Raw genomic sequence first — 25,517 nt, 5'->3', positions numbered from 1 at the left:
GAAGCCTGGGGAGGGCCTACGCGTGAACTTGATCCTGTTCGGACCGCCGGCGGCGGGCAAGGGGACACAGGCCAAGCGGCTGGTCGAAGAGCGGGGCATGGTCCAGCTCTCGACCGGCGACATGCTGCGGGCCGCCATCGCCTCGGGCTCGGAACTGGGGCTCAAGGTCAAGGACGTGCTGGCGCGCGGCGATCTGGTGACGGACGAGATCGTCATCGCCCTGATCGAGGATCGCCTGCCCGAGGCCGAGGCCGCCGGCGGCGCCATCTTCGACGGCTTCCCCCGCACCGTGGCCCAGGCCGAGGCCCTGGACGCCATGCTGGCCAAGCGCGGCGCCCAGATCGACGCCGTGGTGCGGCTGAAGGTCGATGATTCCGCCCTGCTGGAGCGGATCGCCAAACGCTATGCCGAACAGGGCCGTCCTGACGACAATCCCGACACCTTCGTGGTGCGTCTGGACGCCTACAATCGCAACACCGCCCCGCTGCTTCCCTATTATGAAGCCCAGGGCAAGCTGACCGAGGCGGACGGCATGGGCTCCATCGACTCCGTCGCCAAGGCGATCGACGAAGCTCTGGCGTGACCAAACCGGGCGTCGGGCGTTAGACGACCGATGCCTGACGCCAAGACCCCTCATGAAAGAAGGCGCGCCCGCAGACGCTGGCGCGCCTTCGTCGTTTTCGTCGGAGTGGCCGGCGCCGAGCTGGGCCTCGCCCTGCTGCTGGGCCAGGTGAAGGGCAGGGCGCCGGAGACCTTGGGGACGCAGCCCCGCCCGGTCGAAGTCCTGCTCTATGAGCCGCCGCCGCCGATCTCGCTTGAGCCGCCTGCGCCGGAGATCGGGGGAGGCGCCCCAGCCGCGCCGTCGCGCATCCACACGCCCCCGCCGCTGAAGCAGCCACGTCCTGTCGAACTGCCCGCCCCGCCCAAACAGGCGCCTGAGCCGGCCCCGGTCGTCGGCGTCGCGCCCGCGGCTTCGCCGGCGGCCGGTTTTGGCCAGGGCGGGCAGGGGAGCGGCAGCGGATCCGGGGTAGGATCGGGCTCAGGGCCGGGCGCCGGCTCCACCCGGGCGCGGGTGCTCCGCTCTCCGCCCGTGTCGGAAATCCGCGCCAACCACCCCCGGGCGGCGCGCAGCCGATACGGCAATGCGGCCCTGTCCTGTGTCGTTCGCCTGGACCAGCGGCTGGAAGACTGCCGGGTGATCAGCGAGACGCCGGCGGGTCTGGGCTTCGGCGAGGCGGCCCTGCGCCTGGTCGATCAGTTCCGCGTCCTGCCCCCGACAGAGGGCGGCCGTCCGGTGGAGGGCCAGAGGCTGGTGGTGGGAATCGACTTCGGCAATCGGCCGCGTTGACGTCCGCACGCACGCCGGGCATTCAAGTCGCAGCGGCCTTCGCTTGTCTTCGATCCACCCAGGCGTTGACGCGATGTGAATCATCTGTATAAGGGCGCCTTCCCGCGAAGGGCGCCACGCTCCTGGTTTGTTAACCGGAGCGTTTGTTGCGTCTGACTAACGCGTATCTGGAGAATTTCGTGGCCCGTATTGCTGGCGTCAACATCCCGACCAACAAGCGCGTTGAAATCGCGCTTCAGTACATCCATGGCATCGGCCCCGCCGCCGCCAAGGACATCACCGAGAAGGTCGGCATCGAGCCGGCTCGCCGGGTGAACCAGCTGACGGACGCCGAAGTCCTGTCGATCCGTGAAACGATCGACAAGGATCATACGGTCGAGGGCGACCTGCGCCGCGAGACGTCGATGAACATCAAGCGTCTGATGGACCTGGCCTGCTACCGCGGCCTGCGTCACCGCAAGGGCCTGCCGGTCCGTGGTCAGCGCACGCACACCAACGCCCGCACCCGCAAGGGTCCCGCCAAGCCGATCGCCGGCAAGAAGAAGTAAGACAGACACATGGCCAAGGAACCGGGTCGCGTAAAGAAGCGCGAGCGCAAGAACATCACCTCGGGCGTCGCCCACGTGAACGCCAGCTTCAACAACACCATGGTGACCATCACCGACGCGCAGGGAAATGCGATTTCCTGGTCGTCGGCCGGTCACATGGGCTTCAAGGGCTCGCGTAAGTCGACCCCGTATGCGGCTCAGATGGCCGCTGAAGACGCCGGCAAGAAGGCGCAGGAACACGGCGTGAAGACGCTGGAAGTGAACGTCTCGGGTCCGGGTTCCGGCCGTGAATCGGCCCTGCGCGCGCTGCAGTCGGTCGGTCTGACGATCACCACCATCCGCGACGTCACGCCGATGCCGCACAACGGTTGCCGTCCGCCCAAGCGTCGTCGCGTCTAAGCGACACCGCCTAAAGCACCCCCATCTCCGTCGGCTCCACCATGGCCTCGTCGACAAGGCCGGAGTCTACGAAACCCGTTCGAGGGACAAAATGATCGAAAGAAACTGGCAAGAGCTGATCCGTCCCGAGAAGCCGCAGATCGAGATCGGTTCCGACGCCCAGCGCAAGGCGCGCCTGGTGGCTGAACCCCTCGAGCGTGGCTTCGGCGTGACGCTCGGCAACGCGCTCCGTCGCGTTCTGCTGTCCTCGCTGCAAGGCGCGGCCGTCACCGCCATCCAGATCGACGGCGTCGTTCATGAATTCTCGTCGCTGGAAGGCGTTCGGGAAGACGTGGTCGACATCGTCCTGAACATCAAGCAACTGGCGCTGCGCATGCACGCCGAAGGCCCCAAGCGCATGACCCTGCGCGCCACGGGTCCCGGCGCCGTGACGGCCGGCCAGATCGACGTGTCGGCGGACATCGAGGTCCTGAACCCCGATCACGTCATCTGCACCCTGGACGACGGCGCGTCGGTCCGCATGGAACTGACCGTCCAGAACGGCAAGGGCTACGTCGCCGCCGAGCTGAACCGTCCGGAAGATGCGCCGATCGGCCTGATCGCCGTCGACGCCCTGTATTCGCCGGTCAAGCGCGTCGCCTATCGCGTCGAGCCGACCCGTCAGGGCCAGTCGCTGGATTACGACAAGCTGCTGCTGGAAGTCGAAACCAATGGCGCGGTCACGCCGGTTGACGCCGTGGCCTACGCCGCGCGCATCCTGCAGGACCAACTGCAGATCTTCATCACCTTCGAAGAGCCCAAGAAGGCTGTCGAGCAGTCGGACGGCAAGCCCGACCTGCCCTTCAACCCGGCCCTGCTGAAAAAGGTGGACGAGCTGGAGCTGTCGGTCCGTTCGGCCAACTGCCTGAAGAACGACAACATCGTCTACATCGGCGACCTGATCCAGAAGACCGAGGGCGAAATGCTTCGCACCCCGAACTTCGGCCGCAAGTCGCTGAACGAGATCAAGGAAGTTCTCGCGACGATGGGCCTCAGCCTCGGCATGGACGTGCCGAACTGGCCGCCCGAAAACATCGAAGATCTGGCCAAGAAGTTCGACGACCAGATCTAAGTTCAACCCTCCGCCCGTCTCCCTCGGGAGAATGCCGGGGCGGTTAGAAGATTACGGTTCCAGGTCCCTGTTGGGATACCGGTTCCGGAGTAGGAGAGACCCAGATGCGCCACGGCGCCGCCCATCGTAAACTCGGTCGCACGACCAGCCACCGCACCGCCATGTTCGCGAACATGGCCGCCTCGCTGATCAAGCACGAGCAAATCACCACGACCCTGCCCAAGGCGAAGGAACTGCGTCCCTTCGTCGAGAAGCTGGTCACCCTGGCCAAGAAGGGCGATCTGCACGCCCGTCGTCAGGCCATCAGCCAGGTTCGCGACGTGCCGCAAGTCGGCAAGCTGTTCGAAACGCTCGGCCCGCGCTACAGCGAGCGTAACGGCGGCTATATCCGCATCATGAAGGCGGGCTTCCGCCACGGCGACAACGCCCCGATGGCCGTGATCGAGTTCGTCGATCGCGACGTCGAAGCCAAGGGCAAGGACTCCGGTCCGGTCCTGGCCTTCGAAGGCGACGACGAGGCCTGAGCCTTTCGTCTCTGACGAGACTGATGTTCGAAAGGGCGGCCGGAGCAATCCGGCCGCCCTTTTGCTTTGAGCGGACATGGGGCAAGAGGCGCGGATGACCGTCGCCATCGTCGAATACCGCCCCGACCACGCCGCCGCCTGGGCGCGGCTGAACGAGGCCTGGCTGGCCGAGGGCGGCTTCGCCATCGAGGCCAAGGACCGGCGCTCCATCGACGACCCGCACGGGGTCTTCATCGCCGGGGGCGGACGGATCTTCATCGCCGAACGGGACGGGGAGGCGGTCGGCTGCTGCGCCCTGATCCGTATTCCTGACGGCTTCGAGGTGTCGAAGATGACGGTGACGCCCGCTGCGCGCGGCCTGGGCCTGGCGCGGCGTCTGCTGGAGGCCTGTGAAGCGGCGGCCCGCGAGGCGGAGGCGACGCATCTGTACCTCGAGACCAACAGCGCCCTGACGCCGGCCATCGCCCTGTACGAAAGCTTCGGCTTCGTTCATCTGCCGTCCCGCCCGACCCCCTACGCCCGCGCCGACGTCTTCATGGAGAAGCGGTTCTAGCCGGTGAAGGCCTCGCCCAGGGCCAGGATCCATATGAGCAGAACGCACAGGCCGTAGACCATCTTGTCCAGGCGGGTGCGGCGGGGCGGGCGCGGCGGCGGGTCGAACTGAGGCATGACCAGTTTGGAGCCGATTTCCCTGGAGGCCGAAATCGATTAAGCGGGCAGGGGTCTGTGAGGGGAAGTCACATGAAGCCCGCCGCGCCGCCGCCGCTGAACGCCCTGCGCACCTTCGAGGCCTTCGCCCGCCACGGCAGCATGACCCGCGCCGCCGCCGAGCTTTGCGTCACCCATGGCGCAGTCAGCCGCCAGATCGCGGCCTTGCAGGCGTCCCTGGGCGTGGCGTTGGTGTCCGGCCCGCGTCACGCCCTGGTCCTGACCGAGGCGGGATCGCAGTTGGCCGAGCGCCTGACCCCGGCCTTCGGCGCTATCACCGACGCGGTCCAGGCGACCCGCCACGGCGCCGCGCGAGAGATCGAGATCTCCTGCCTGGGCACCTTCGCGCTGAAATGGCTGATCCCCCGCCTGCCGGGGTTTCTGGAAGCCCATCCCGAGGTGCGGGTGCGGTTGTCGGAATCCTACCAGCGGGTCGATTATCGGCGGGACCGGTTCGACGGCGCGATCCGCATCGTCGAGCCTGACGAGATTCACCCGCGCGCCCAGGCGACACGTTTTCTGCCCCAGCATCAGGGACCGGTCGGGGCCCCGGAGGTAATGGCGCGGCTGCCGACCCTGGCGGCCGTGGCCGGCGCCCCGCGGCTGCGCTCGGCCACCTTCCGTCGCGCCTGGCCGGCCTGGGCCGCCCTGGTGGGCCTGGACCTGCCCCCGGCCAGGGTGGAGCGCGAGTTCGCCCATAACCATTCGATGGTCGAGGCCGCCGTGTCCGGCATGGGCGTCGCCATTGCGCCCTGGGCCTTCGTGGCGCCGGACGTCGTGGCGGGGCGGCTGGCGGCGCCCTTCGGCTTCGTCGAACGTCCGTCCTGGTTCGCCTTCCTGCGCCCCGACGGGCGCCGGGACGCGGCTGTGGACGCCTTCCGCGACTGGGCGGTGGTGGAAGGCGCGCTCAGCCCCCCGCCGCCTATTCCTTCGACAGATCCTGACGCTGGAACCAGGCGATAGAGGCCGCGACCGGCACGACGCACCACAGGGTCAGGCTGGTGATCGCCTTCATGACCGCGCCTTCGGGCATGGGCATGGGGCCGGGAGAGACGGCGGCCTTCAGCGTGTCATAGGCCAGGCCGGGCAGAAGCAGCTGGGCGGCCCAGTCGGTCGGCGCCCAGCCGATCACGGGCGTCAGCGGCCCTCCCAGGATGGACTGGGCGAAGCCCAGGGCCCAGGGCACGAACAGGGCCGCCAGCAGCGAGCGACTAACCACCGCCGCCAGCAGGGCGATCAGGCCGTACTGGACGATGCGGATGAGGGACAACAGCCACAGCAGCAGGAACCGGCCCAGGTCGAAATCGGTCAGGTCGAACGCCATCGGCCGCCCGGTCACCACCGCCTGGGAGATGAAGAAGACGAAGGCGGCGATCAGCATGGCCAGCATGGCGATCATGGCCAGGGCCTTCATCACCCCGATCTTGCCCAGGATCAGCCAGGGCCGGCCGTTGCGGGCGCTGATCAGACGCCAGGTCTCCCAGCGATAGTCGCCGGCGTAGACGGTCGCCGCCGCCAGCAGCATGAAGGCCAGCAGCACGCCGTTCGCGCCGTAGGTGGCCGTGAAGCCCAGGGCGTCCGCCAGATTGACCGGCTGATTTCCCATCTCGGCAGGCAGACTGGCCTTGGCCGCCAGGGCGTCGCCCTTGGTCTTGGTGATGATGTGGAAGGCCACGCCGCCGATGATGAACAGCAGCGGCGTCAGCAGGACGCTGCAGAAGACCGCCGTCCGGTTGCGCGAGACGCGATAGGCCTCGGATTTCAGCGCATCAACCAGCATGATCGGTCTCCTTCACAGGCGCGCCCTGCACCCCGGTCCAGCCGGTCTCGCTCATGAAGACGTCTTCGAGGTCGGCGCCGATCCAGCGGGCCTCCTCGATCTCGACCCCCGCCTCGACCAGGGCGCGGATCGTCGCCGCCGCCTCGGCGCGCGGCACGGCGGCGATCAGGGCGTCGCCGTCCAGCGTCGCCCGGTCGCCCAGCACGCCCAGGGCCCTGGCCAGGGGCGTGACCGACAGGCGCAGCCGCTCGCCCGAGGCGGTCAGGTCCGAGACCCGCCCCTCGGTGATCACCTTGCCCTTGTTGAAGATGGCGACGCGGTCGCAGACGCGCTGGACCTCCTGCAACTGGTGGCTGGCCAGGATGACGGTCACGCCGTCGTCGTCGGCCAGGCTGCGGATCAGGGCCCGCATCTCCTGAATGCCGGGCGGATCCATGCCGCTGGTCGGTTCATCCAGGATGACCAGGTCGGGCCTGGTCATCAGGGCCGCCGCCACGCCCAGCCGCTGCAGCATGCCGACCGAGAAGCCGCGCACCCGCCGGTCCGCCGCCTCGGCCAGGCCGACCCGCTTCAGCCAGGCCTCGATCTCGGCGGTCGGCACGCCGCCGTGGGCGTAGCTCAGCCAGACCAGCACCTGGCGCGCCGTCATGAAGGGGGGAAAGCGCGGGGTTTCGATCATCGCGCCCATGCGCCGCGTCGCCGCCGGATCGCCGATCCGCCCGCCCATGACCGTGGCCTCGCCCGCAGTCGGGCGGATCAGGCCCAGCAGGGTGCGGAACAGGGTCGACTTGCCGGCGCCGTTCGGCCCCAGAATGCCATAGACCCCGCCGCGCGGGATCGACAGGGTCAGGCCGTCCAGGGCCCTGACCGTCCCATAGGTCTTGGTCAGGCCGCGGATTTCGATGACGGTTTCCATGAGGCGAGCTTGGCCCGCGAACGCCGTTCCGACAAGCCGTCGCGCGGTTGTCGTCCATTAAGTTTAGGCAATGGTTCCATGTCGCTTCGGAGTTCGCCCATGTCCCGCTTCCTGGTTTCCGGCCTGGCGCTCGTCGCCGCACTGGCGGTTGCGTCCTGCGCCGGGGCGCCGGCCTCGACCGCGCCGGTCACGCAATCCCCGGTCGTTTCGGCCGTTGCGACTCAGGCCGACCGTCCGGACCCGGTGATTCTGATTTCCATCGACGGCTTCCGCCCCGACTATCTGGGCCGGGGGGCGACCCCGGTCATGGATGGCCTGGTCGCCGGCGGCGCCTTCGGGCCGATGCGTCCGTCCTTTCCCAGCGTGACCTTCCCCAACCACTATACGCTGGTGACGGGCCTGCACCCGGACCACCACGGGATCGTCGGCAACCGCTTCACCGACGCCGAACTGGGCGTCTTCACCATGGCCAGCAAGGAGAGCGGCTTCTGGGACCAGGCCGAGCCGATCTGGGTCTCGGCCGAGAAGGCGGGCGTCCGCACCGGGACCATGTTCTGGCCGGGCTCCGAGGTCGAGATCCACGGTGTCCGGCCCAGTCGTTGGGAGCCCTTCGACCAGTCGATGTCGGGCGACGCCCGGGTGGACCGGATCCTGTCCTGGCTGGACCTGCCCGCCGATCAGCGGCCGAGGTTCGAGACCCTCTATTTCGACATCGTCGACAGCGCCGGTCACCGTCATGGGCCGGATGCGGCCGAGACCCGCGCCGCCGTCGCCTCGGTGGACGCCTCCATCGGTCGGCTGGTCGAGGGTCTGAAGGCGAGGGGACTCTATGACCGAACGCTTCTGGTCCTGGTGTCCGACCACGGCATGGCCGCCACCTCGCCGGACCGGGTGGTGTGGATCGACGACATCATCGATCCGGCGGCGCTCCAGATCGGTTATGGCGGCGCCGTCCTGACCGCCGACCCCGCGCCGGGCCGCGAGGCCGAGGTGCAGCAGAAGCTGGTCGGGCGTCACCCCCACATGGAATGCTGGAACAAGGCCGATGTCCCCGCCCGCCTGGTCTATGGCTCGAATCCGCGCGTGGCCCGGATCGTCTGCCTGGTCGAGACCGGCTGGCTGACCGCCACGCGCGACCGGCCCGTCACGCGGCCCGGCGGCGCCCACGGCTATGACAATCAGGCGCCCGAGATGCAGGCCCTGTTCATCGCCCACGGCCCCGGCGTCATCCCCGGCCGCCGCCTGACCGACCTCGACAGCGTCGATGTCCAGCCCTTCCTGGCCCGCATGCTGGGCGTCACCGCGCCCCAGGGCGACGGCCGGGCCGAGGACACCCTGCCGGTCACCACGCAGTAGAACCCGGCTCCGCGCGCCAGACCCTCTCCCGCTTGCGGGAGAGACCATCCCCGGCGTCCGCGACGGACCAGGGTCGGAGAGGGAAGACTTCTTCCAGAAGCCAGCAAGGGTCATCATCACTGCCGGAGTCGCCCCCTCCGTCACGGCGCTCTGCGCCGCGCCACCTCCCCCAAGGGGGGAGGAATGCGAACACCAAAATCCTCCCCCCCTGGGGGAGGTGGATCGCCGGCGAAGCCGGCGAGACGGAGGGGGGCCCGAACGGCCAACTGTCACAATGACGCTGGTCTCACTCCAATGATTCCAACCGCTTGTCAGTTTCTCGCCCCGACTTCCCCGCCAGGGTTTCCCCGTCCCTTATAATCACGCCCGGTCTCGTCGCTTGGAGGGCTCGTAAGGCCTGCGACCTTGCGGCGGCGAGAGCGGATGGAACGGGAGCGGGGGTGAAATCCCTCCGCGCCGGCGGCGTCTCAAAACGCCGCCGGAGGGTCGAGGGGGATACTCGGCCGCACTCGGGACGGTTCTTCGCAGGGACCGCCGACCCGTCGCAGGCTTATGGGGTTAGGCGATAAGACCGCCACCGCTCGGCGCCCCGAGCTTGCAGGCCAACCATTCGCGCGGGGCGTCAAACCTTCGTCGAAACGGTACTCAGAACACAAAACTCCGGGCGAAGGCCCGGCGCCCCGCCCAGCCCTCCGAACTTCGCAGCGAAAGCGCGAGGACGATCAGACCTGTCCTGAAAGGAGCCGTTGATGGCCCGTCCCAGACCCCGTCGTCCCAGACCCGGCCGGGGCCTGCCGCCGCCGGAAAGGCGCAGTCCTGAAGAACAGGCGGAAGACGACCGCCTGCGGGCGGAACTGGTCATCCAGTGCGCCCGGATGGACGCCATACTGGCCGACAAGTGGGCTGAGGCGGCGGAGCAGGTTCGCATCCAGGCCGAACGCGCCGCCGCCGGCGCCGTCTTCGCGGACGACGATCCCTGGTTTTAGGCCTCCAGCAGCGGCTGGAGCAGCGGATGGGCCAGGACCGGCGCGGCCAGGCGCACCACGGCCTGCGGATCCTCCAGCCGCACCGCCGCTGTGGCGTCGGCGATGATGAAGTCGGCATGGGTGCGCGACGGCTCGGTCAGCCGTTCGTGGCCCGGCCGCACCGTCGCCAGATACTGGGCCACGACCGAATCCGCCGAACGGCCGCGTTCGGACTGGTCGCGCAACAGGCGGCGAATGAAACGGATGTCGGACGGGGTGTCGACGAAGACCCGGATGTCGAACAGGGCCGTCAGTTCGGGGGTGCACAGCACATGGGTGCCCTCGACGATCACCACCTCGCTGGCGGGGATCGGCTCGCCGCCCGGCTCGCGGCCGTGATGGATGAAGGAATAGACCGGCGCCGTGACCGGCCGCCCGGCCTTCAGGTCCATCAGGTCGGCGATCATCAGGGCGTGGTCGCGCGCCGCCACATCGTCGAAGTCGAAGGTCGCCGCGTCGAAGCCGGGCAGGGAGGCCGCGTCGCGATAATAGGAATCCTCGCGCACCAGCACCGCCTTGCCCTCCGGCAGGGCCGAGACCAGGGCCTCGGCCAGGGTGCTCTTGCCGGAGCCGGAGCCCCCCGTGATCGCGATCAATATGGTCATGGCCGGCCTTCTAGAACGTCGGCGAAGCCTGCGCCACAGCGGCTTGCGCGAGCAGCCCCCGCCAGACGATCCGGGGACGATCCGTCGCGCCGGACCTTCCCTCGGTCACGTTGCTTATCGCCGATAACCAAGTTAGCGTCCGGGCAAGCGTCGCCTCGAGCAGACGCATCCATAGGAACAGGAAACGACATGCTGGGCTTGATGCAGGACTGGCCGCTGACGGTCGACAAGATCATCGACCACGCCAAACACTGGCACGGCGACCGCGAGGTGGTGACGCGCTCGGTCGAGGGGCCGATCGTCCGCACCACCTACGGCCGGATCCACGACCGGGCCCGGCGCGTCTCCAACGCCCTCAAGGCCTGGGGGATCGCGCCCGGCGACCGCGTCGCCACCCTGGCCTGGAACACCGACAAACATATCGAGACCTGGTACGGCGTCATGGGGATCGGCGCGGTCTGCCACACCCTGAACCCGCGCCTGTTCCCCGAGCAGCTGGTCTACATCATCAACCACGCCGAGGACCGGGTCATCTTCACCGACCTGACCTTCGTACCGTTGCTGGAAGCCATCCTGCCGCATCTGCCCAAGGTCGAGCGCGTCATCATCATGACCGACGACGCCCATATGCCGCAGACGACTCTGCCCAAGGCCGAGGCCTATGAGACGGTGATCGCAGGTCAGTCGGCCGAGGTGGTCTGGGGCGACTTCGACGAACAGACTGCCTGCGGCCTGTGCTACACCTCGGGCACCACGGGTCATCCCAAGGGCGTGCTCTATTCGCACCGCTCGAACTTCATCCATACCCTGCTGGGCCTGCAGTCCACCGTCCTGGGCGCCACGCCCAACGAGGTGATCCTGCCCGTCGTGCCGATGTTCCACGCCAACGCCTGGGGCATCGCCTTCGGCGGACCGGCGGCGGGCGCCAAACTGGTCATGCCGGGCGCCAAGATGGACGGCGCCTCGATCTACGAACTGCTGGAGAGCGAAAAGGTCACCTTCTCCGCCGCCGTGCCCACCGTCTGGCAGGGGCTGCTGGGCCATATGAAGCAGAACGACCTGCGGCTCTCGACGGTCAAGCGCGTGTTGATCGGCGGCTCCGCCGTGCCCGAAAGCCTGATCCGCGCCTTCCACGACGACTATGGGATCGAGGTGCTGCAGGGCTGGGGCATGACCGAGACCTCGCCCATCGGCACCCTGTCGAACATGACCCCCGAACTGGCGGACAAGCCGTTCGAGGAGCAGCTGAAATGGCGCATCAAACAGGGCACGCCGCCGCTGGGCGTCGAGCTGAAGCTCAAGAACGACGCCGGGGCGGCCCTGCCGCACGACGGCGTGACCTTCGGCCATCTGATGGTCAAGGGTCCGACCGTCGCCCGCGCCTATTTCCGCGAGGAGGGCGACATCGTCGACGACGAGGGCTTCTTCGACACCGGCGACGTGGCGACGGTCGACGACCTGGGCTTCATGCAGATCACCGACCGGTCCAAGGACGTGATCAAGTCCGGCGGCGAATGGATCAGTTCCATCGAGATCGAGAATATCGCCGTCGGCCATCCCAAGGTCGAACTGGCCGCCGTCATCGGCGCCGCCCACGCCAAATGGGACGAACGGCCGGTCCTGATCGTGCGGCTCAAGGACGGCGAGACCCTGGACAAGCAGGAGCATCTCGACTTCCTGCACGGCAAGATCGCCAAATGGTGGATGCCCGACGACGTGGTCGCCGTGGACGAGATTCCGCTGGGCGCCACCGGCAAGATCGACAAGAAGCTTCTGCGCGAGCGGATGAAGGACTACCGCTTGCCAGAGATCCAGCCTGGTTGAAGATCCGGAGCGCCGATGTCGTCGAAAAAGCCCGTCCCCGCCCTGATCCCGGGGTTGACCGCCCTGACGGCGGTCGCCCTGGTCCTGGTGGTCGCGGCCATGGCGGCGACCCTGTTCGGCGGCGTCGATCGAGCCGTCACCTATGACCTGCTGACCTGGACCGTGGCGCGAGGCCTGGCCTGGGTCGGGATGGCGGCGGCCCTGCTCGTGCTGGCCCTGGCGCTGCGAGACCTCGGCCGGCGCTGGATCTTCGCCGTCGTCGCCCTGGTCCTGGCCGGCGCGACCCTGGCGGTGTTTCTGCATCAGGGACAGCGGCTGGCCCAGCCGTCCCCGCGCGACATCAGCACCAATGTGGCCGAACCCCCGGCCTACAGTCGCCTGTCGGCCCTGCATCCGGACGCCTCCGGCGTGACCGGCCCCGAATCCTGTTCGGCCGCCCGTTCGATCCCGACCCAGGTCCTGGCCCAGCAGGCCGTCTCGGCCCTGGTCGACGCCGGCTTCCCCATCGTCCGCGCCTCGACCTTCGAGGTCGAGGGCGTTCACGAAGGCGCCTGGTTCGGCTTCGCCTATGACGCCGTCGTGCGCATCCGCCCCGGCCGCACCGACATCCGCGTCACCGCCCGCGACTCCCGCCCCGACGGCGGCGCGACCTGCCGCCTGACGAACAGGATCGTCACCGCCCTGGAAGAGGAAATCCGCTAGGCCAGGTCGAACACGGCCCTCAGACCCGGCTCCGGTTCCGCCGTCGCCGCCCCGTCTTCCACCAGCTTGATCAGATGGGCCAGGACCGACAGGGACGCCGCAGGCCACAGCCGCTGATCCACCGCCGCATAGAGCACCGGCACCATCTCCGCCACGCTCCGGTCCCCCGCCCGCAGCCGCGCCAGCACCTGGGCCTCCCGCTCCAGCCGGTGCGCGCGATAGGCGGCCAGGAAGGGGGCGGGCTGCGTCACCGGCGCCCCGTGCGTCGGCCACAGCGTGGCGAAGTCCCGGGCGATCACCGCATCCAGGCTGGCCATGTAATCGCGCATGTTTCCGTCCGGGGGCGCCACCACCGTCGTCGCCCAACCCATGACGTGATCCCCGCTGAACAGGGCGTTTTCCTCCCTCAGCACGAAGGCCATGTGATTTGACGCATGGCCCGGCGTGAACATCGCCTCCATCGTCCAGCCGTCGCCCTCGATGATTTCGCCGCCCGTCAGAACCTGATCGGGCGCAAAGACCGCGTCCTCATCCTCGTCCAGCCCGCCCGAGGCGTGCGTCTCCTGCGCCGGCGGCCGGGCGGCCAGGATTACGGCGCCGGTCCGCTCGGCGAAGGGGCGGGCGAGGGGGGCATGATCGCGGTGGGTGTGGGTCACCAGAACATGGCTGACCGTTCGCCCTTCGATAGCCGCCAGCAAGGCGCTCAGATGCGAATCGTCGAGTGGTCCGGGATCGATCACCGCGACAGTTGCTCCCGCCTGCGGCCGGCCCACGATGTAGGTCCCCGTTCCCGTAAAGGTGAAGGGCCCCGGATTTTCAGCGATCACCCGATGCACAAGCGGGGAGACCTGGTCCCGGCGCCCGTAGGCGAAGTCGAAATCAAGGACGAAAGGAATCACGGTCGATTGCTCCGAAGCTGGCCTGCGCCTTGCCTTAACGCCTCGGTAACCTCTGTCGGAGCGCCGGTCATGGCCCGTTCTATCGCCTTCGCTGTCTCAAATCGGCTCCAGCCCGTCGCGGCCGCCTTTATCTGTCTGATGGCGGCGCAGATGGTCACCGCCTCCTGCACGCCGGAGCCGGCGCCTTATGCAAGCAGGGTTGAGATTGAAAGGTAAGACGCTTGAACCGGGAGCGTTGCAAGCGGAGCAGCGGAGCGTGTAACTTCCCCAAACCCTTAATTTTATAAAAAAATGTCCCGAGTTGCAACCTATTTGAGCATCGTCTGGGTCGCCATGGTCGGATGCGACGCAATTGTGTTCCGATAACGACGCTTCGGCCCTCATGTGGCCATATTGCGACAGGTCCGCGACTAAAGGGTTACGGGGCTGTAATAGTCGTAGCGTGCCGCCTTAGCCTGATTAAGGTCCATCCTAATCTACGCGCATGGGGGCGTGGAGTTGTGCAGCTGGCGTCCATGTGTGGTGCTGGTTGCGTTATGGAGGACTTGATTTTGAAGATCCAAACCATTCGAGAGCGCCTGTTGGCGGGCACGATGATTGGGGGCGTGGCCCTGGCGGCTGCGGTCGCTCTACCCGTAGCGGCTGTAGTGTTCTCGCCGACGTCGGCGAGCGCGCAAGACTTTTCGTCCGGCACGCTTACTGGGGCGGTGACCGACGCATCGGGCAGCCCGGTTGCTGGTGCCTCGGTCGAGATTCGTTCGACCGCTCAGGGCTTTGTTCGGAATGCAACCACTGACGCGTCCGGGTCTTTCCGTGCCGCCCTGGTTCCGATTGGCTCATACGTGATCACCATAACAGCGCCTGGTTATGGTCCCATTGCCCAAAGCGCTAGCGTTGGGCTTGGGGGGGCTTCGGCCTATGAGTTCACCCTGGAGAGTGCGAGTTCTTCTGACGCCGCCAGCCTTGGTGAGATCGTTGTCACAGGCGCACGTCGCACACTCGATTTCAACGAAACGACCACCGGCCTGACGGTAGATTTGGAAGAGTTGGTTAAGACCACTCCGATCGGGCGGAGCATTGCTGCGGTGACGCTCTTGGCACCCTCGGCTGTGGCGGGCGATAGCACCTTTGGTGACGTTCCGTCGATCGGCGGATCGTCGGTCGCTGAGAACGCGTTCTATGTGAATGGTCTTAACATTACGAACTTCGATAATTATATCGGCGGCGCTACTGTCCCGTTTGATTTCTATCGTTCGGTGGAAGTTAAGACCGGCGGCTATGCTGCTGAGTTTGGTCGCGCAACAGGCGGGATCATCAACGCCGTGACGAAGTCTGGCTCCAACGAATTCATGCTCGCCCTTCACGGGAACTTCGCGCCAAATTCGCTTCGTGACCAGTCGCCGGACACTTTCTCCACCCGCAACCAATTTGCTGAATCCGACAGTTCCAGCGCAACGATCGAAATCGGTGGGCCGATCATTCGCGACCGGCTGTTCTTTTATGGTTTGACGGAATTCCGCGATAACGAGAGCGCTTCATTCGGGAAGTTGTCCAACTCAAAAACGGTAGACAAAACCGATGACCCGTTCTATGGCGCAAAGATAGACGCTTATATTACAAGCGATCATCGTCTTGAGTTTACGTGGTTCGATACCACGCGTGAAACCAACCGGACGATTTATGCCTATGATCCGTTGACCGACGAAGTCGGGGCTCAGGTCGGTAGTAATCTTTATCAGTATGGCGGCGAAAGCTGGATCGGACGCTACACCGGCACATTCACCGATTGGCTGACGCTGTCAGCCGCCTACGGCGTGACTGAGGATCGGAACGTCGCCCTCGCCGGCGACGTCGTATCCAACTATGCGGCTGATGTTCGCGATGGCACTAGCAATCGCGTGTCACAACAGACGTCCGCAAGCTTCACACCGGAGCGGGCAACCAAGCGAGAAGCATTCCGTGCTGATGCTGACATTTATTTCAACCTGCTGGGCGATCACCACGTTCGGGCCGGCTATGACCGCGAAGACCTGACCCTCACCCGGTTCACGGAACGCACTGGCGGCTATTCTCTATTCTACCGCAGGGCGGCTGCCGGAACGCTGCAGGCCCAAGGTGGGAATTTGGCACCTGGTCAAGACTACCTCGAAGTGAATGTGTATCGTTCGGGGGGCAATTTCGAGAACACGAACGAGGCCCTCTACATCCAGGACAGCTGGGATGTTAACGATCAGTTAACGTTGAATCTAGGTGTTCGTCTCGATAAGTTTGAACTGAATAACGCCGACGGTGACTCGATCGTTAGCTTTGACGAGGAGATCGGTCCTCGATTTGGCTTCACCTATGACCCTGGGAATGACGGACGTAGCCGGATATTCGGTTCTTATGGCCGTTATTACCTGCCTGTAGCTTCGAATACCGCATACCGCATGGGCGCATCGGAGCTGTATTACAGGGAGTATTTCTTGCTCGGTGGCTACACGCCTAACCCTACAAACCCAGAGGCAGTCGCTGCCTATGATCAGTTCGGACAACCTCTCGCTCTCGGTGCTCAAGTTGTTGGCTGGAATGGTGCTGCAATTTGCCCAGACGCTACGCTTGGAACCGCTGGCGTGCAGGGGTGTACAGTTACAGGCGACGGCACCGCTTCGAGCACCGAAAGTCTCATCGCCCAAAATCTGCAATCGACGGCGGAAGATGAGTTCATCATCGGTTACGAGCGTCGATTTGGAGATCTTTGGACGATGAGCGCGACCTTGGCTTATCGTGACCTGCTGCGGAACGCCGAAGATGTCGCCATCGATGCTGCTGTGAACGCTCTTTGCGAAGACGAAGGCATTGCTGGATGTGAAGACATTTGGTCCGGCTTCCACCAGTATGTGATCGTCAATCCCGGAAAGGGCTCGACGATAACCTTGTCTGATCCGCTGCCAGGCGAAACCGATGTCCGCACGGTGAACTTCTCTGCAGCGTCATTGGGTTACCCGGAAGCGACCCGTACCTACACCTCTTTGACTTTTGAGTTTGAGCGTGCGTTTGACGGCATCTGGGGTCTCAACGGTTCTTATACGATCTCGGAGAGCAAGGGTAACACCGAAGGCTATGTCAAATCGGATGTCGGTCAGGCTGATGCTGGCATTACTCAAGACTTTGACCAGCCCGGTTTGACAGACGGTGCGGATGGCTTGCTACCGAATCACCGCGGACACGTGTTCAAGGTGTATGGTTCCTACCAACTGACGCGGGATTTGTTGATTGGTGCGAATGTCAATGTCTCTTCGCCCCGTAAGTTTGGTTGCATGGGCTTCCACCCCACTGATGACTACGCATACGAGTATGGTGCGGCGTCGTGGTACTGCAACGGGCAGTTGACGCCGCGCGGAACTGTGGCTGAGAGCGACTGGACCAAGCAGATAGACGTTGCTCTGCGGTATAACGTTCCCGTCGGAATCCCTGGAGATTTGGTTCTGCGCGCAGATATCTTCAACATCTTTAACTTCAAGGGCGTCACTGATATTTACGAATTCGGTGAGTCCAATGGTGTTGGCGATGCGGACCCGAACTTCAGGGCCCCCATAGGCTATCAAACGCCCCGGTATGTTCGGATCGGCTTCGACTGGACGTTCTAATAACTACTGATGTGTAAGCTGGGCGGCGGACTTCGGTTCGCCGCCCTTTTTTGTGCGCCCCACTGGCGCCATTTTAGCCGTGGAGCGTTGGGCATACCACTCGCGCGCCAGCGCCCTCGCAACTGGAATACCATGCTGAAATTTGCCGCCGCCGCGATTGCGGCGACCCTGTCGTTATCGAATACCGCCTTCGCTCAAGATCAGGACGGGCCGATCATCACTGGAAATCGAGGCGCTGAAACGGTTGACGCCCTGAAGGTGCGCGAGGCCATCGCCTATGCCAATCCGCTGCCGCGCGGCGCGCCGACGCAGGATTATCCGCTGGTGGCCTGGTGCGATGCGCTGGTCACAGGCCATGCGGATCTGGGCGAGACCCTGACGGACCGTGCGCCCGAGGACGTCGAACTGGTGCGGTTGGGGCGGCTGGAGGAGCAGGACTTCCGCAGCGCTCTAGCGGCGGCGGAGCCGCGCCAGACGGCGGCGGCGAAGGCCGCTGCGCAGCAGGCGGCGGCGGCTGTGAAGGCTCAATGGGCGCCCCTGTTGGCCAGCGAGGACGAAGCGGCGCGGAGTCAGTCGTTTGGGCTGTTTTACGGTCTGCCGGGGCGTTGCGAGCATGCGGCGCGGCGTATTCGGAACAACATCACGACCCCGCCGGCGACCCCCGCCGAAGTCGGGCTTGAGGCGCCGGCGCCCGCCAACTGATCGGCGGATGATGGACTATGGAACGGCGGCCTGAGCTTCGGGTCAGGCCGCCGTTTCGCGTTTGGCGGCGTAGGGATCGTAGTTGAGGATGGGGGCCAGCCAGCGTTCGCAGGTCGCGACGTCCCAGCCCTTGCGGCGAGCGTAGTCTTCGACCTGATCGCGGTCGATCTTGCCGACGCCGAAATAGTGACTGCCCGAATGGCCGAAATAGAGGCCCGAGACCGAGGCGGGGGGCGTCATGGCGAAGCTTTCGGTCAGGGCCATGCCGGCGTTGGCCTCGGCCTGAAGCAGGCGGAACAGGGTGGCCTTTTCCGTGTGGTCGGGCTGGGCCGGATAGCCGGGGGCGGGGCGGATGCCCTGATATTGTTCAGTGATCAGGTCGTCGATGTCGGTCGCCTCGTCGGCGGCATAGCCCCAGAGCTGGGTGCGGACTTCCTTGTGCAGCCGCTCGGCGAAGGCCTCGGCCAGGCGGTCGGCCAGGGCGGTGGCGAGGATGGCGGAATAGTCGTCGCCGGCGTCCTTGAACCGTTTGGCGATCTCCAGCTCGCCATGGCCGGCGGTGACGGCGAAGGCGCCGATATAGTCCTCGCCCTCTTCGGCGATGAAGTCGGACAGGGCCAGGTTCGGCTTGCCGTTCGACTTCTTGATCTGTTGGCGCAGGGTGTGGAACCGGGCGATCTCGGCGTCCCTGCTCTCATCGGCGAAGACGATGACGTCGTCGCCGTCGGCGCGGGCGGGCCAGAAACCGACCACGCCCTTGGCCGTGAACCATTTCTCGTCGATGATCCGCTTCAGCATGAGCTTGGCGTCCTCGAACAGGTCGCGCGCAGCATCGCCGACGATCTCGTCGTCGAGGATCATGGGATAGCGGCCGATCAGCTCCCAACTGGCGAAGAAGGGGGTCCAGTCGATGTGGTCGGCGAGGTCCTTCAGGTCCCAGGCGTCGAATGACTTCACGCCGATGAAGGAGGGCTTGCCCGGCATGGGCTGGGCGGGGTCAGGGCGGAAGCGGTTCTCGCGCGCCTGGGCCAGGGTGGCGCGGGCCTTGACCTCCTGACCGCGTGCGTACTGCTCGCGGATGCGGATATATTCGTCGCGGGTGGCGGCCTCGTTCTTGGCGCGTTCAGTCTTGGACAGCAGGCCAGAGACGACGCTGACGGCGCGCGAAGCATCGACGACATAGGTGGTCGAGCCGCGGCGATAGGCCGGTTCGATCTTGACCGCCGTATGGGTGCGGCTGGTGGTGGCGCCGCCGATCAGCAGGGGGATGTCGAAGCCGCGCCGTTCCATCTCGGCGCCGACGAAGACCATCTCGTCCAGCGAGGGGGTGATCAGGCCGGACAGGCCGATGATGTCCACCTTGTGCTCGACGGCGGCGTCCAGGATCCGGTCGGCCGGGACCATGACGCCCAGGTCGATGACCTCGTAATTATTGCACTGAAGCACGACGCCGACGATGTTCTTGCCAATGTCGTGGACGTCGCCCTTGACCGTGGCCATCAGGATCCGGCCCGCCTGTTCGCGCGGCTTGCCGGCCTTTTCAGCCTCCATGAAGGGTTCAAGCCAAGCCACGGCTTGCTTCATGACGCGGGCGGACTTGACCACCTGGGGCAGGAACATCTTGCCCGAGCCGAACAGGTCGCCGACCACGTTCATCCCGTCCATCAGCGGACCTTCGATGACGTGCAGGGGGCGTTCGACGCCCAGGCGGGCCTCTTCGGTGTCCGCCTCGATGAACTCGGTGATGCCGTTGACCAGGGCGTGTTCGATCCGCTTGCCGACCGGCTGGTCGCGCCATTTGAGATCGACGACGCGGGCCTGACCCTTCTCGCCCTTGTAGCGAGGGGCCATGTCGACCAGCCGCTCGGTGTTCGAGACATTGGTCCGCTGGGGGCGGTTCAGGATCACGTCCTCGACCGCCTCGCGCAGCTCGGGGTCGATGTCGTCATAGACCGGCAGGTCGCCGGCATTGACGATGCCCATGTCCATTCCGGCCGCGATGGCGTGATACAGGAAGACGCTGTGGATCGCGCGGCGCACCGGTTCGTTGCCGCGGAAGCTGAACGAGACGTTCGAGACGCCGCCCGAGATGCGGGCGTAGGGCAGGGCAGCCTTGATGACCTTGACCGCCTCGATGAAGTCGACGGCGTAGTTGTCGTGCTCCTCAATCCCCGTCGCCACGGCGAAGATATTGGGGTCGAAGATGATGTCCTCGGGCGGGAAGCCGACCTCGTTGACCAGGATATTGTAGGCGCGGGTGCAGATCTCGATCTTGCGGGCGGCCGTGTCGGCCTGGCCCACCTCGTCGAAGGCCATGACCACGACGGCGGCGCCGTAACGCAGGCAGGCCACGGCCTGCTCGCGGAACTTGGCCTCGCCTTCCTTCATGGAGATGGAGTTGACGATCGGCTTGCCCTGGACGCACTTCAGGCCCGCCTCGATCACCTCCCATTTGGAGCTGTCGATCATCACCGGCACCCGGGCGATGTCGGGCTCGGCCGCGATCAGGTTGAGGAAGGTCCGCATGGCGACGGCGCCGTCCAGCAGGCCCTCGTCCATGTTGATGTCGATGATCTGGGCGCCGGCCTCGACCTGTTGCCGGGCGACGTCCAGGGCGGCCGAATAGTCGCCTTCGACCACCAGCTTGCGGAATTTGGCCGAGCCGGTGACGTTGGTCCGTTCGCCGACGTTGATGAAGGTGGGTCTCATGACTGTCCTCCCTCTCCCATTGGGAGAGGGCTTGAGCGCACGGCGGCGAAGCCGTCGTTCTGGCGCGAAAGGGTGAGGGATAGGCGGTGCGAGTTGGCCCACCGGCGAACCCTCATCCGGCCCTGCGGGCCACCTTCTCCCAATGGGAGAAGGAATGAACGCGTCGCCATCACGCCACCATCTCGAACGGTTCCAGCCCCGACAGCCGCAAGGCCACCGGGCGTTCCGGGATCGCGCGCGGCTTCAGCGGCGCGACCTCTTGGGCGACGTGCTTGATATGATCCGGCGTGGTGCCGCAGCAGCCGCCGACGATGTTGACCAGACCGGAGGCCGCCCATTCCTCGATGAAGTGGGCGGTCTCGTGCGGCTCCTCGTCGTACTGGCCCATGGCGTTGGGCAGGCCGGCGTTGGGGTAGGCGGCGACCAGGGTGTCGGCGACGCGGCTGAGTTCGGCGATGAAGGGCCGCATCAGGTCAGCGCCCAGGGCGCAGTTGAAGCCGACCGCGAAGGGCTTGGCGTGACGCACGCTGTTCCAGAAGGCCTCGGCCGTCTGGCCCGACAGGGTGCGGCCCGAACGGTCGGTGATGGTGCCGCTGATCCAGATGGGCAGGGCGTCCATGCCCTCGTCCTCCAGGTCCTTGATGGCCTTGATCGCCGCCTTGCAGTTCAGCGTGTCGGTGATGGTTTCGATCAGATAGAGATCGACCCCGCCCTCGTTCAGCGCCTTCACCTGATGGCGATAGGCCTCATAGACCTGGTCGAAGGTCACGCTGCGGGCGCCGGGGTCGTTCACGTCGGAAGACATCGACAGCATCTTGTTCAGCGGGCCGATGGAGCCGGCGGCGAAGCGCGGCTTGTGCGGCTCCTTTTCCGTCCAGCGGTCGGCGGCGGCGCGGGCCAGTTTGGCGCCTTCCAGATTGATGTCCCACACCGCCTGGGCGTCCAGGGCGTAGTCCTCCTGGGCGATGGTGGTGCCTGAGAAGGTGTTGGTCTCGGAGATGTCGGCGCCGGCGGCGTAATACTGGTCGTGCAGGTCCGAGATGATGTCCGGGCGGGTGATGCAGAGGATGTCGTTGTTCCCCTTCATCTGCTGCGCCTCGTCATAGCCGTTGGCGGCGACGAACCGGTCGGCGCGGAAGTCGGCTTCGGACAGGCCCCGACGCTGGATCATCACGCCCCAGCTCCCGTCGAGAACGAGGATGCGTTCCTTGGCCGCCGCATGCAGGGCGGCGATGCGTTCGGCGCGGGTGAGGGGAGAGGTCATCAGGCGGCTGCCTTCTGTTCACGCACGCCCAGCACGCGGCAGATCGCATAGACCAGATCGGCGCGGTTCAGGGTGTAGAAGTGGAAGTCGGAGAAGCCTTCTTCGTGCAGGCGGGCGCAGGTTTCGGCGGCGACGGAGGCGGCGAGCAGTCGGCGGGTTTCGGGATCGTCGTCCAGTCCGTCGAAGTGAGCCTTCAGCCAGTCGGGGATGCTGGTCCCGCAGGCGCCGCACATGCGGGTCAGGCCGGCGAAGTTGGACACGGGCATGACGCCGGGGATCAGCGGAATGGTTACGCCCGCCGCCCGCACCCGGTCGCGGAAGCGCAGGAAGGCGTCGATGTCGAAGAAGAACTGGCTGACGGCGCGGGTGGCGCCGGCGTCCACCTTGGCCTTCAGCACATCGATGTCGTGGTCGATGGAGGGGCTTTCGGGGTGTTTTTCGGGATAGGCGCCCACCGTGACGTCGAAACCGCCGACGCGGCTGATGGCGGCGGTCAGTTCGGTGGCGTTGGCGTAGCCGTCTGCGCGGGGCTGGTAGACGCCGCCGATGCCGCCGCCGCCGGGCGGGTCGCCGCGCAGGGCCACGATGTGATCGACGCCGATGCTCTTGTAGCCGGCGATGACCTCGTCGACCTCGTCGCGGCTGGCCTCGACGCAGGTCAGGTGGGCGGCGGGACGCAGCGAGGTCTCGGCGATGATGCGCTGGACGGTGCGGTGGGTGCGTTCGCGGGTCGAGCCGCCGGCCCCATAGGTGACGGAGACGAAGGCCGGATTCAGCGGCTCAAGGCGGCGGATCGCCGTCCACAGATTGGCTTCGGCCTCGTCGGTCTTGGGCGGGAAGAATTCGAAGGAGACGCGAACGGCGTCGTGGTTCGAGCCGGCGCGGGCGACCGGACCCAGCGGCGACAGCAGCAGGGCGCGGGCTTCGGCGAGATTGGTGGAGGACGCGGCCATCATGCGGTCTTTCTGGCCTGGGCCAAGGATGCGTTGACGGGACGTTCCGCCGTCCAGATCGTCACGGTCAGGCCCTCATTGTCGGGCGGCAGGGCGATCGGCGGGGAGGGCGTCAGGCCGCTGTCGGTCAGCCAGCCGTTGATTTCGTGGTCGGCGAAGCCCAGGCGGCGATGCTGATGCGCCTCGCGCATATGTTCGAAATCATGGGGCGCGAAATCGACGATCACCAGCCGGCCGCCGGGGCAGACCAGGCGCGCGGCCTCGGCCACGGCGGCGAAGGGGTCGGCCAGATAGTGCAGCACCTGATGCACGATCACCAGATCGGCGCTGCCGGCGGGCAGGCGGGTGGCGAAGATGTCGCCATGACGCAGTTCGACCTTGTTCAGCCCGGCCTTGGAGACATTGGCGCGGGCGATGTTGAGCATGTTCTGGCTGAGATCCAGCCCGACCGACATCTTGGCCTTCTTGCCGAACAGGGTCAGCATGCGGCCGGAGCCGGTGCCCAGATCGACGACCCGCTTGAACGGGCCGGGGCCGACGGCCTTTTCCAGGGCGGCCTCGACGGCGGCTTCGCTGACATAGAGGGAGCGAAGACGGTCCCATTGGGGGGCGATCTGTTCGAAATAGCTTTCGGCCGCCTGTTCGCGATCCTTGCGAACCTCGTCCAGGCGACGATGGTCCGCCTCCCCGGCGTCGTCGGCCAGGATGTCCAGAACAGTGTCGATCAACCGGCGGGCGTGGGCGTCGTGGGACAGGCGATAATAGACGCGGGCGCCGTCGGGGAATCGTTCGATCAGGCCGGCGTCGGTCATCAGTTTCAGATGGCGTGAGACGCGCGGCTGGCTCTGGTCGAGGATGCGCGACATCTCCATGACCGAAAGCTCCTCGCCGGCCAGCAGCGACAGGATGCGCAGACGGGTCGGCTCGCCGGCGGCGCGCAGGGCTTCGACAGTCTGGTCGGCGGTAAGACTCATGAGATCATATAAGGATATCCTTATATGATTATGCAAGTGAAAACCGCCTAGAGGACGGGCGTTTTCAGTGGTTCCCCGGCGAAATGCGCCTGAAGGTTCTGCATCAGCAGCATCAGCATGCCCTGAACGCCGGCTGTCGTGGCGCCGGCGGTGTGAGGCGTCAGGACCATATTGGGTACGTCGGCCCAACGGTTTGGATCGGTCGGCTCCTCTGCGAAAACATCAAGGGCGGCTTGGCCCAGGGCGCCGGATTTCAGCGCGGCGATCAGGGCGTCCTCGTCGATCACCTGGCCCCGCGAGACATTGATCAGCAGGCCGTCGGGGCCGAGCGCCTCAAGCACCTCGCGCGAGATCAAGCCGCGGTTGGTTTCGTCGGCCTTGCAGGCGACCACGAGGATGTCGCTCTGTTTCGCAAGGCTGAGCAGAGATTCTGCCCGGGGCCATTCGGCGTCGCGGGGGCGGGGGCCCCACCACGCCACCTCCATTCGGAAGGGCGCGCAGCGAGCGGCGACGGCCTTGCCGATGGCGCCCAGGCCGACGACGCCGACCTTCTGGCCTCGGACAGAGGGGGTGAGGGGGCGGGTCTCGGCGGTCCAGTCGCCGGACCGGACCTGACGGTCGCCCGAGACGATCTGGCGGCGGGCGGCCAGGATCAGGCCCAGGGCGTGGTCGGCGACGTCCTCGTGATTGACGCCGGGCGCGTGGGTGACGGGCAGGCCACGCGCGCGGCACCAGTCGATGTCGATGCCGTCATAGCCAGAGGTGAAACAGGCGATCAGGTCGAGGTTGGGCAGGCGTTCGATCAGCGCCTGGTCCAGCGGGGCCTCGCCGGCGACGATCAGGGCGCGGATGTCATGGGCGGCCTCGATCGGCGGGCCTTCCCAGAAGCGGTAGACGTCATAGGCGCTCTCCAGGATCGGCGAGAGCGGGGCGAGATGCCGCTGCATGATGAGAACGGCGGGGCGTTGGGTCATGGTCGGACCTCCACAATGGCCTCGCCGTCGGTCAGCCGAGCGACGACGCTGGTCCAGTCGCGCCGCACGATGGCGTAGAGTTCGTCGTTCGAACAGTTTCCGAGGTTGAGGTGGACCAGTGGCTGACCGCTGGCGCTAAGCTGCGCCAGCAAAAGAAAGTCCTTGTCCTTGCTGACGACGACCGCCCCCCGTGACGCCGCCAAGGCCCAGATTTCCCGGTCGCCTGCCGTGGCCAGCCCCATCAATCTGACGTGTTCGACCTCATGATCGAATGCTGTGATCGCATCGATCAGGCGGACGGGCAGGTTCTGATCGAGCAGGAATTTCAAGCTGCAGCGGCCGCCACCGAATGATCGAGCGCCTGCGCGGCGTAGGCCAGGGCGGCCCGCAGGTCGTCGGCTTCCAATTCCTCGTAGTCGGAAAGGATCTGGGCCTCAGTCATTCCGGAGGCCAGCCACCCGAGAATGTCATGCACGGCGATACGCATGCCCCGGATGCAGGGCCGACCGGCGCGTTTGCCGTCTTCGATAGTGATGCGGGACAGAAGATCATCGCTCATGTCCCGCA

Annotated in this window: 25 protein-coding genes; 14 read left to right on the top strand and 11 right to left on the bottom strand. The window is 66.0% G+C overall.

The window, feature by feature from the left end; genetic code table 11:
- Positions 1-22: 22 nt before the first annotated feature.
- The 8 genes from AC1RSI_RS05965 (at position 23) to AC1RSI_RS05930 (ending at position 5,601) form a co-directional block, all read left to right on the top strand.
- Entirely contained in the window at positions 23-583 is a 561-nt protein-coding gene (locus AC1RSI_RS05965) for an adenylate kinase (protein WP_008260031.1), read from the top strand.
- A 30-nt stretch (positions 584-613) separates the two neighbouring features.
- Positions 614-1,348 carry an energy transducer TonB gene (locus AC1RSI_RS05960; protein WP_008259585.1) on the top strand — a complete coding sequence of 245 codons (735 nt, stop codon included), beginning with the start codon at positions 614-616 and terminating at the stop codon, positions 1,346-1,348.
- 179 nt (positions 1,349-1,527) lie between these two features.
- Complete coding sequence (gene rpsM, locus AC1RSI_RS05955) at positions 1,528-1,896, top strand: 30S ribosomal protein S13 (protein ID WP_026108555.1); 369 nt, start codon at positions 1,528-1,530, stop codon at positions 1,894-1,896.
- Between the two features lie 9 nt (positions 1,897-1,905).
- Positions 1,906-2,295, top strand: coding sequence for a 30S ribosomal protein S11 (rpsK, locus tag AC1RSI_RS05950; protein ID WP_008264180.1), 390 nt, complete (start codon positions 1,906-1,908; stop codon positions 2,293-2,295).
- 91 nt (positions 2,296-2,386) lie between these two features.
- Entirely contained in the window at positions 2,387-3,406 is a 1,020-nt protein-coding gene (locus tag AC1RSI_RS05945) for a DNA-directed RNA polymerase subunit alpha (protein ID WP_008260430.1), read from the top strand.
- A gap of 104 nt (positions 3,407-3,510) precedes the next feature.
- On the top strand, positions 3,511-3,930 hold the full coding sequence (gene rplQ / locus AC1RSI_RS05940; protein WP_035307159.1) for a 50S ribosomal protein L17: 420 nt from the start codon (positions 3,511-3,513) through the stop codon (positions 3,928-3,930).
- 94 nt (positions 3,931-4,024) lie between these two features.
- Positions 4,025-4,483 carry a GNAT family N-acetyltransferase gene (locus AC1RSI_RS05935; RefSeq protein ID WP_447941447.1) on the top strand — a complete coding sequence of 153 codons (459 nt, stop codon included), beginning with the start codon at positions 4,025-4,027 and terminating at the stop codon, positions 4,481-4,483.
- Between the two features lie 188 nt (positions 4,484-4,671).
- A complete protein-coding gene (locus AC1RSI_RS05930; RefSeq protein ID WP_154726236.1) occupies positions 4,672-5,601 on the top strand; it encodes a LysR substrate-binding domain-containing protein in 930 nt (309 codons plus the stop codon).
- Here AC1RSI_RS05930 and AC1RSI_RS05925 read toward each other — a convergent pair.
- Both AC1RSI_RS05925 and AC1RSI_RS05920 read right to left on the bottom strand, forming a co-directional pair.
- The gene (locus tag AC1RSI_RS05925) at positions 5,561-6,418 is read right to left on the bottom strand and encodes a hypothetical protein (RefSeq protein WP_447941448.1); all 858 of its coding nucleotides are present in this window, start codon (positions 6,416-6,418) and stop codon (positions 5,561-5,563) included. The two genes, AC1RSI_RS05930 and AC1RSI_RS05925, sit on opposite strands and share 41 nt — an antisense overlap.
- The gene (locus tag AC1RSI_RS05920) at positions 6,408-7,334 is read right to left on the bottom strand and encodes an ABC transporter ATP-binding protein (RefSeq protein WP_291756682.1); all 927 of its coding nucleotides are present in this window, start codon (positions 7,332-7,334) and stop codon (positions 6,408-6,410) included. The genes AC1RSI_RS05925 and AC1RSI_RS05920 overlap by 11 nt, the downstream gene beginning before the upstream one ends.
- Before the next feature lie 99 nt (positions 7,335-7,433).
- Between AC1RSI_RS05920 and AC1RSI_RS05915 the strand changes: the two genes are divergently transcribed.
- Positions 7,434-8,690: an alkaline phosphatase family protein gene (locus AC1RSI_RS05915; protein WP_447941449.1), complete on the top strand. Its 1,257-nt coding sequence runs from the start codon at positions 7,434-7,436 to the stop codon at positions 8,688-8,690.
- 749 nt (positions 8,691-9,439) lie between these two features.
- The gene (locus AC1RSI_RS05910; protein WP_154726634.1) at positions 9,440-9,676 is read left to right on the top strand and encodes a hypothetical protein; all 237 of its coding nucleotides are present in this window, start codon (positions 9,440-9,442) and stop codon (positions 9,674-9,676) included.
- On the opposite strand, the gene udk is transcribed toward AC1RSI_RS05910, so the two are convergent.
- A complete protein-coding gene (gene udk, locus AC1RSI_RS05905) occupies positions 9,673-10,320 on the bottom strand; it encodes a uridine kinase (protein ID WP_154726633.1) in 648 nt (215 codons plus the stop codon). The genes AC1RSI_RS05910 and udk overlap by 4 nt on opposite strands.
- 189 nt (positions 10,321-10,509) lie before the next feature.
- Between udk and AC1RSI_RS05900 the strand changes: the two genes are divergently transcribed.
- Positions 10,510-12,144 (top strand): long-chain-fatty-acid--CoA ligase, encoded by a 1,635-nt coding sequence (locus AC1RSI_RS05900; protein WP_291754382.1) that lies wholly within the window; start codon positions 10,510-10,512, stop codon positions 12,142-12,144.
- Between the two features lie 15 nt (positions 12,145-12,159).
- Positions 12,160-12,846, top strand: coding sequence for a DUF1499 domain-containing protein (locus AC1RSI_RS05895; protein ID WP_447941450.1), 687 nt, complete (start codon positions 12,160-12,162; stop codon positions 12,844-12,846).
- Here AC1RSI_RS05895 and AC1RSI_RS05890 read toward each other — a convergent pair.
- Positions 12,843-13,745 carry an MBL fold metallo-hydrolase gene (locus AC1RSI_RS05890; RefSeq protein ID WP_447941451.1) on the bottom strand — a complete coding sequence of 301 codons (903 nt, stop codon included), beginning with the start codon at positions 13,743-13,745 and terminating at the stop codon, positions 12,843-12,845. The two genes, AC1RSI_RS05895 and AC1RSI_RS05890, sit on opposite strands and share 4 nt — an antisense overlap.
- Before the next feature lie 551 nt (positions 13,746-14,296).
- On the opposite strand from AC1RSI_RS05890, the gene AC1RSI_RS05885 reads away from it, so the two are divergent.
- Positions 14,297-17,374, top strand: a complete 3,078-nt coding sequence (locus AC1RSI_RS05885; protein WP_232216247.1) for a TonB-dependent receptor — start codon at positions 14,297-14,299, stop codon at positions 17,372-17,374.
- Positions 17,375-17,506: 132 nt separating this feature from the next.
- Entirely contained in the window at positions 17,507-18,076 is a 570-nt protein-coding gene (locus AC1RSI_RS05880) for a hypothetical protein (RefSeq protein WP_008258839.1), read from the top strand.
- A gap of 42 nt (positions 18,077-18,118) precedes the next feature.
- On the opposite strand, the gene metH is transcribed toward AC1RSI_RS05880, so the two are convergent.
- The 7 genes from metH to AC1RSI_RS05845 all read right to left on the bottom strand — a co-directional run bounded on the left by metH (position 18,119) and on the right by AC1RSI_RS05845 (position 25,509).
- Positions 18,119-20,785, bottom strand: coding sequence for a methionine synthase (gene metH / locus AC1RSI_RS05875; protein WP_447941452.1), 2,667 nt, complete (start codon positions 20,783-20,785; stop codon positions 18,119-18,121).
- A gap of 169 nt (positions 20,786-20,954) precedes the next feature.
- Positions 20,955-22,049, bottom strand: coding sequence for a homocysteine S-methyltransferase family protein (locus AC1RSI_RS05870; protein ID WP_447941453.1), 1,095 nt, complete (start codon positions 22,047-22,049; stop codon positions 20,955-20,957).
- Complete coding sequence (metF, locus tag AC1RSI_RS05865; RefSeq protein WP_035308860.1) at positions 22,049-23,002, bottom strand: methylenetetrahydrofolate reductase [NAD(P)H]; 954 nt, start codon at positions 23,000-23,002, stop codon at positions 22,049-22,051. The genes AC1RSI_RS05870 and metF overlap by 1 nt, the downstream gene beginning before the upstream one ends.
- The gene (locus AC1RSI_RS05860) at positions 23,002-23,976 is read right to left on the bottom strand and encodes an ArsR/SmtB family transcription factor (protein ID WP_154726628.1); all 975 of its coding nucleotides are present in this window, start codon (positions 23,974-23,976) and stop codon (positions 23,002-23,004) included. Before AC1RSI_RS05860 ends, metF begins: the two co-directional genes overlap by 1 nt.
- Positions 23,977-24,023: 47 nt before the next feature.
- Positions 24,024-24,950 (bottom strand): 2-hydroxyacid dehydrogenase, encoded by a 927-nt coding sequence (locus tag AC1RSI_RS05855; RefSeq protein WP_154726627.1) that lies wholly within the window; start codon positions 24,948-24,950, stop codon positions 24,024-24,026.
- The gene (locus tag AC1RSI_RS05850) at positions 24,947-25,279 is read right to left on the bottom strand and encodes a DUF5615 family PIN-like protein (protein WP_154726626.1); all 333 of its coding nucleotides are present in this window, start codon (positions 25,277-25,279) and stop codon (positions 24,947-24,949) included. Before AC1RSI_RS05850 ends, AC1RSI_RS05855 begins: the two co-directional genes overlap by 4 nt.
- A complete protein-coding gene (locus AC1RSI_RS05845; protein WP_035308849.1) occupies positions 25,276-25,509 on the bottom strand; it encodes a DUF433 domain-containing protein in 234 nt (77 codons plus the stop codon). Before AC1RSI_RS05845 ends, AC1RSI_RS05850 begins: the two co-directional genes overlap by 4 nt.
- Positions 25,510-25,517: the final 8 nt, after the last annotated feature.

Source organism: Brevundimonas sp. GW821-FHT10E09 (assembly GCF_058809375.1).
The sequence above is the reverse complement of the archived record's forward strand: the minus strand, read 5'-3'. Positions and strand labels throughout refer to the sequence as shown.

Excerpts from the sequence above, each read along its gene's own strand:
- AC1RSI_RS05860 (WP_154726628.1), bottom strand. The coding sequence starts at position 23,976 with ATGAGTCTTACCGCCGACCAGACTGTCGAAGCCCTGCGCGCCGCCGGC.
- AC1RSI_RS05870 (WP_447941453.1), bottom strand. The coding sequence starts at position 22,049 with ATGACCTCTCCCCTCACCCGCGCCGAACGCATCGCCGCCCTGCATGCG.
- rpsK (WP_008264180.1), top strand. The coding sequence starts at position 1,906 with ATGGCCAAGGAACCGGGTCGCGTAAAGAAGCGCGAGCGCAAGAACATC.
- AC1RSI_RS05945 (WP_008260430.1), top strand. The coding sequence starts at position 2,387 with ATGATCGAAAGAAACTGGCAAGAGCTGATCCGTCCCGAGAAGCCGCAG.
- rplQ (WP_035307159.1), top strand. The coding sequence starts at position 3,511 with ATGCGCCACGGCGCCGCCCATCGTAAACTCGGTCGCACGACCAGCCAC.
- AC1RSI_RS05845 (WP_035308849.1), bottom strand. The coding sequence starts at position 25,509 with ATGAGCGATGATCTTCTGTCCCGCATCACTATCGAAGACGGCAAACGC.
- AC1RSI_RS05915 (WP_447941449.1), top strand. The coding sequence starts at position 7,434 with ATGTCCCGCTTCCTGGTTTCCGGCCTGGCGCTCGTCGCCGCACTGGCG.
- AC1RSI_RS05930 (WP_154726236.1), top strand. The coding sequence starts at position 4,672 with ATGAAGCCCGCCGCGCCGCCGCCGCTGAACGCCCTGCGCACCTTCGAG.
- AC1RSI_RS05960 (WP_008259585.1), top strand. The coding sequence starts at position 614 with ATGCCTGACGCCAAGACCCCTCATGAAAGAAGGCGCGCCCGCAGACGC.
- metF (WP_035308860.1), bottom strand. The coding sequence starts at position 23,002 with ATGGCCGCGTCCTCCACCAATCTCGCCGAAGCCCGCGCCCTGCTGCTG.
- AC1RSI_RS05880 (WP_008258839.1), top strand. The coding sequence starts at position 17,507 with ATGCTGAAATTTGCCGCCGCCGCGATTGCGGCGACCCTGTCGTTATCG.
- AC1RSI_RS05920 (WP_291756682.1), bottom strand. The coding sequence starts at position 7,334 with ATGGAAACCGTCATCGAAATCCGCGGCCTGACCAAGACCTATGGGACG.
- AC1RSI_RS05925 (WP_447941448.1), bottom strand. The coding sequence starts at position 6,418 with ATGCTGGTTGATGCGCTGAAATCCGAGGCCTATCGCGTCTCGCGCAAC.
- AC1RSI_RS05855 (WP_154726627.1), bottom strand. The coding sequence starts at position 24,950 with ATGACCCAACGCCCCGCCGTTCTCATCATGCAGCGGCATCTCGCCCCG.
- AC1RSI_RS05900 (WP_291754382.1), top strand. The coding sequence starts at position 10,510 with ATGCTGGGCTTGATGCAGGACTGGCCGCTGACGGTCGACAAGATCATC.
- AC1RSI_RS05910 (WP_154726634.1), top strand. The coding sequence starts at position 9,440 with ATGGCCCGTCCCAGACCCCGTCGTCCCAGACCCGGCCGGGGCCTGCCG.
- AC1RSI_RS05895 (WP_447941450.1), top strand. The coding sequence starts at position 12,160 with ATGTCGTCGAAAAAGCCCGTCCCCGCCCTGATCCCGGGGTTGACCGCC.
- metH (WP_447941452.1), bottom strand. The coding sequence starts at position 20,785 with ATGAGACCCACCTTCATCAACGTCGGCGAACGGACCAACGTCACCGGC.
- udk (WP_154726633.1), bottom strand. The coding sequence starts at position 10,320 with ATGACCATATTGATCGCGATCACGGGGGGCTCCGGCTCCGGCAAGAGC.
- AC1RSI_RS05935 (WP_447941447.1), top strand. The coding sequence starts at position 4,025 with ATGACCGTCGCCATCGTCGAATACCGCCCCGACCACGCCGCCGCCTGG.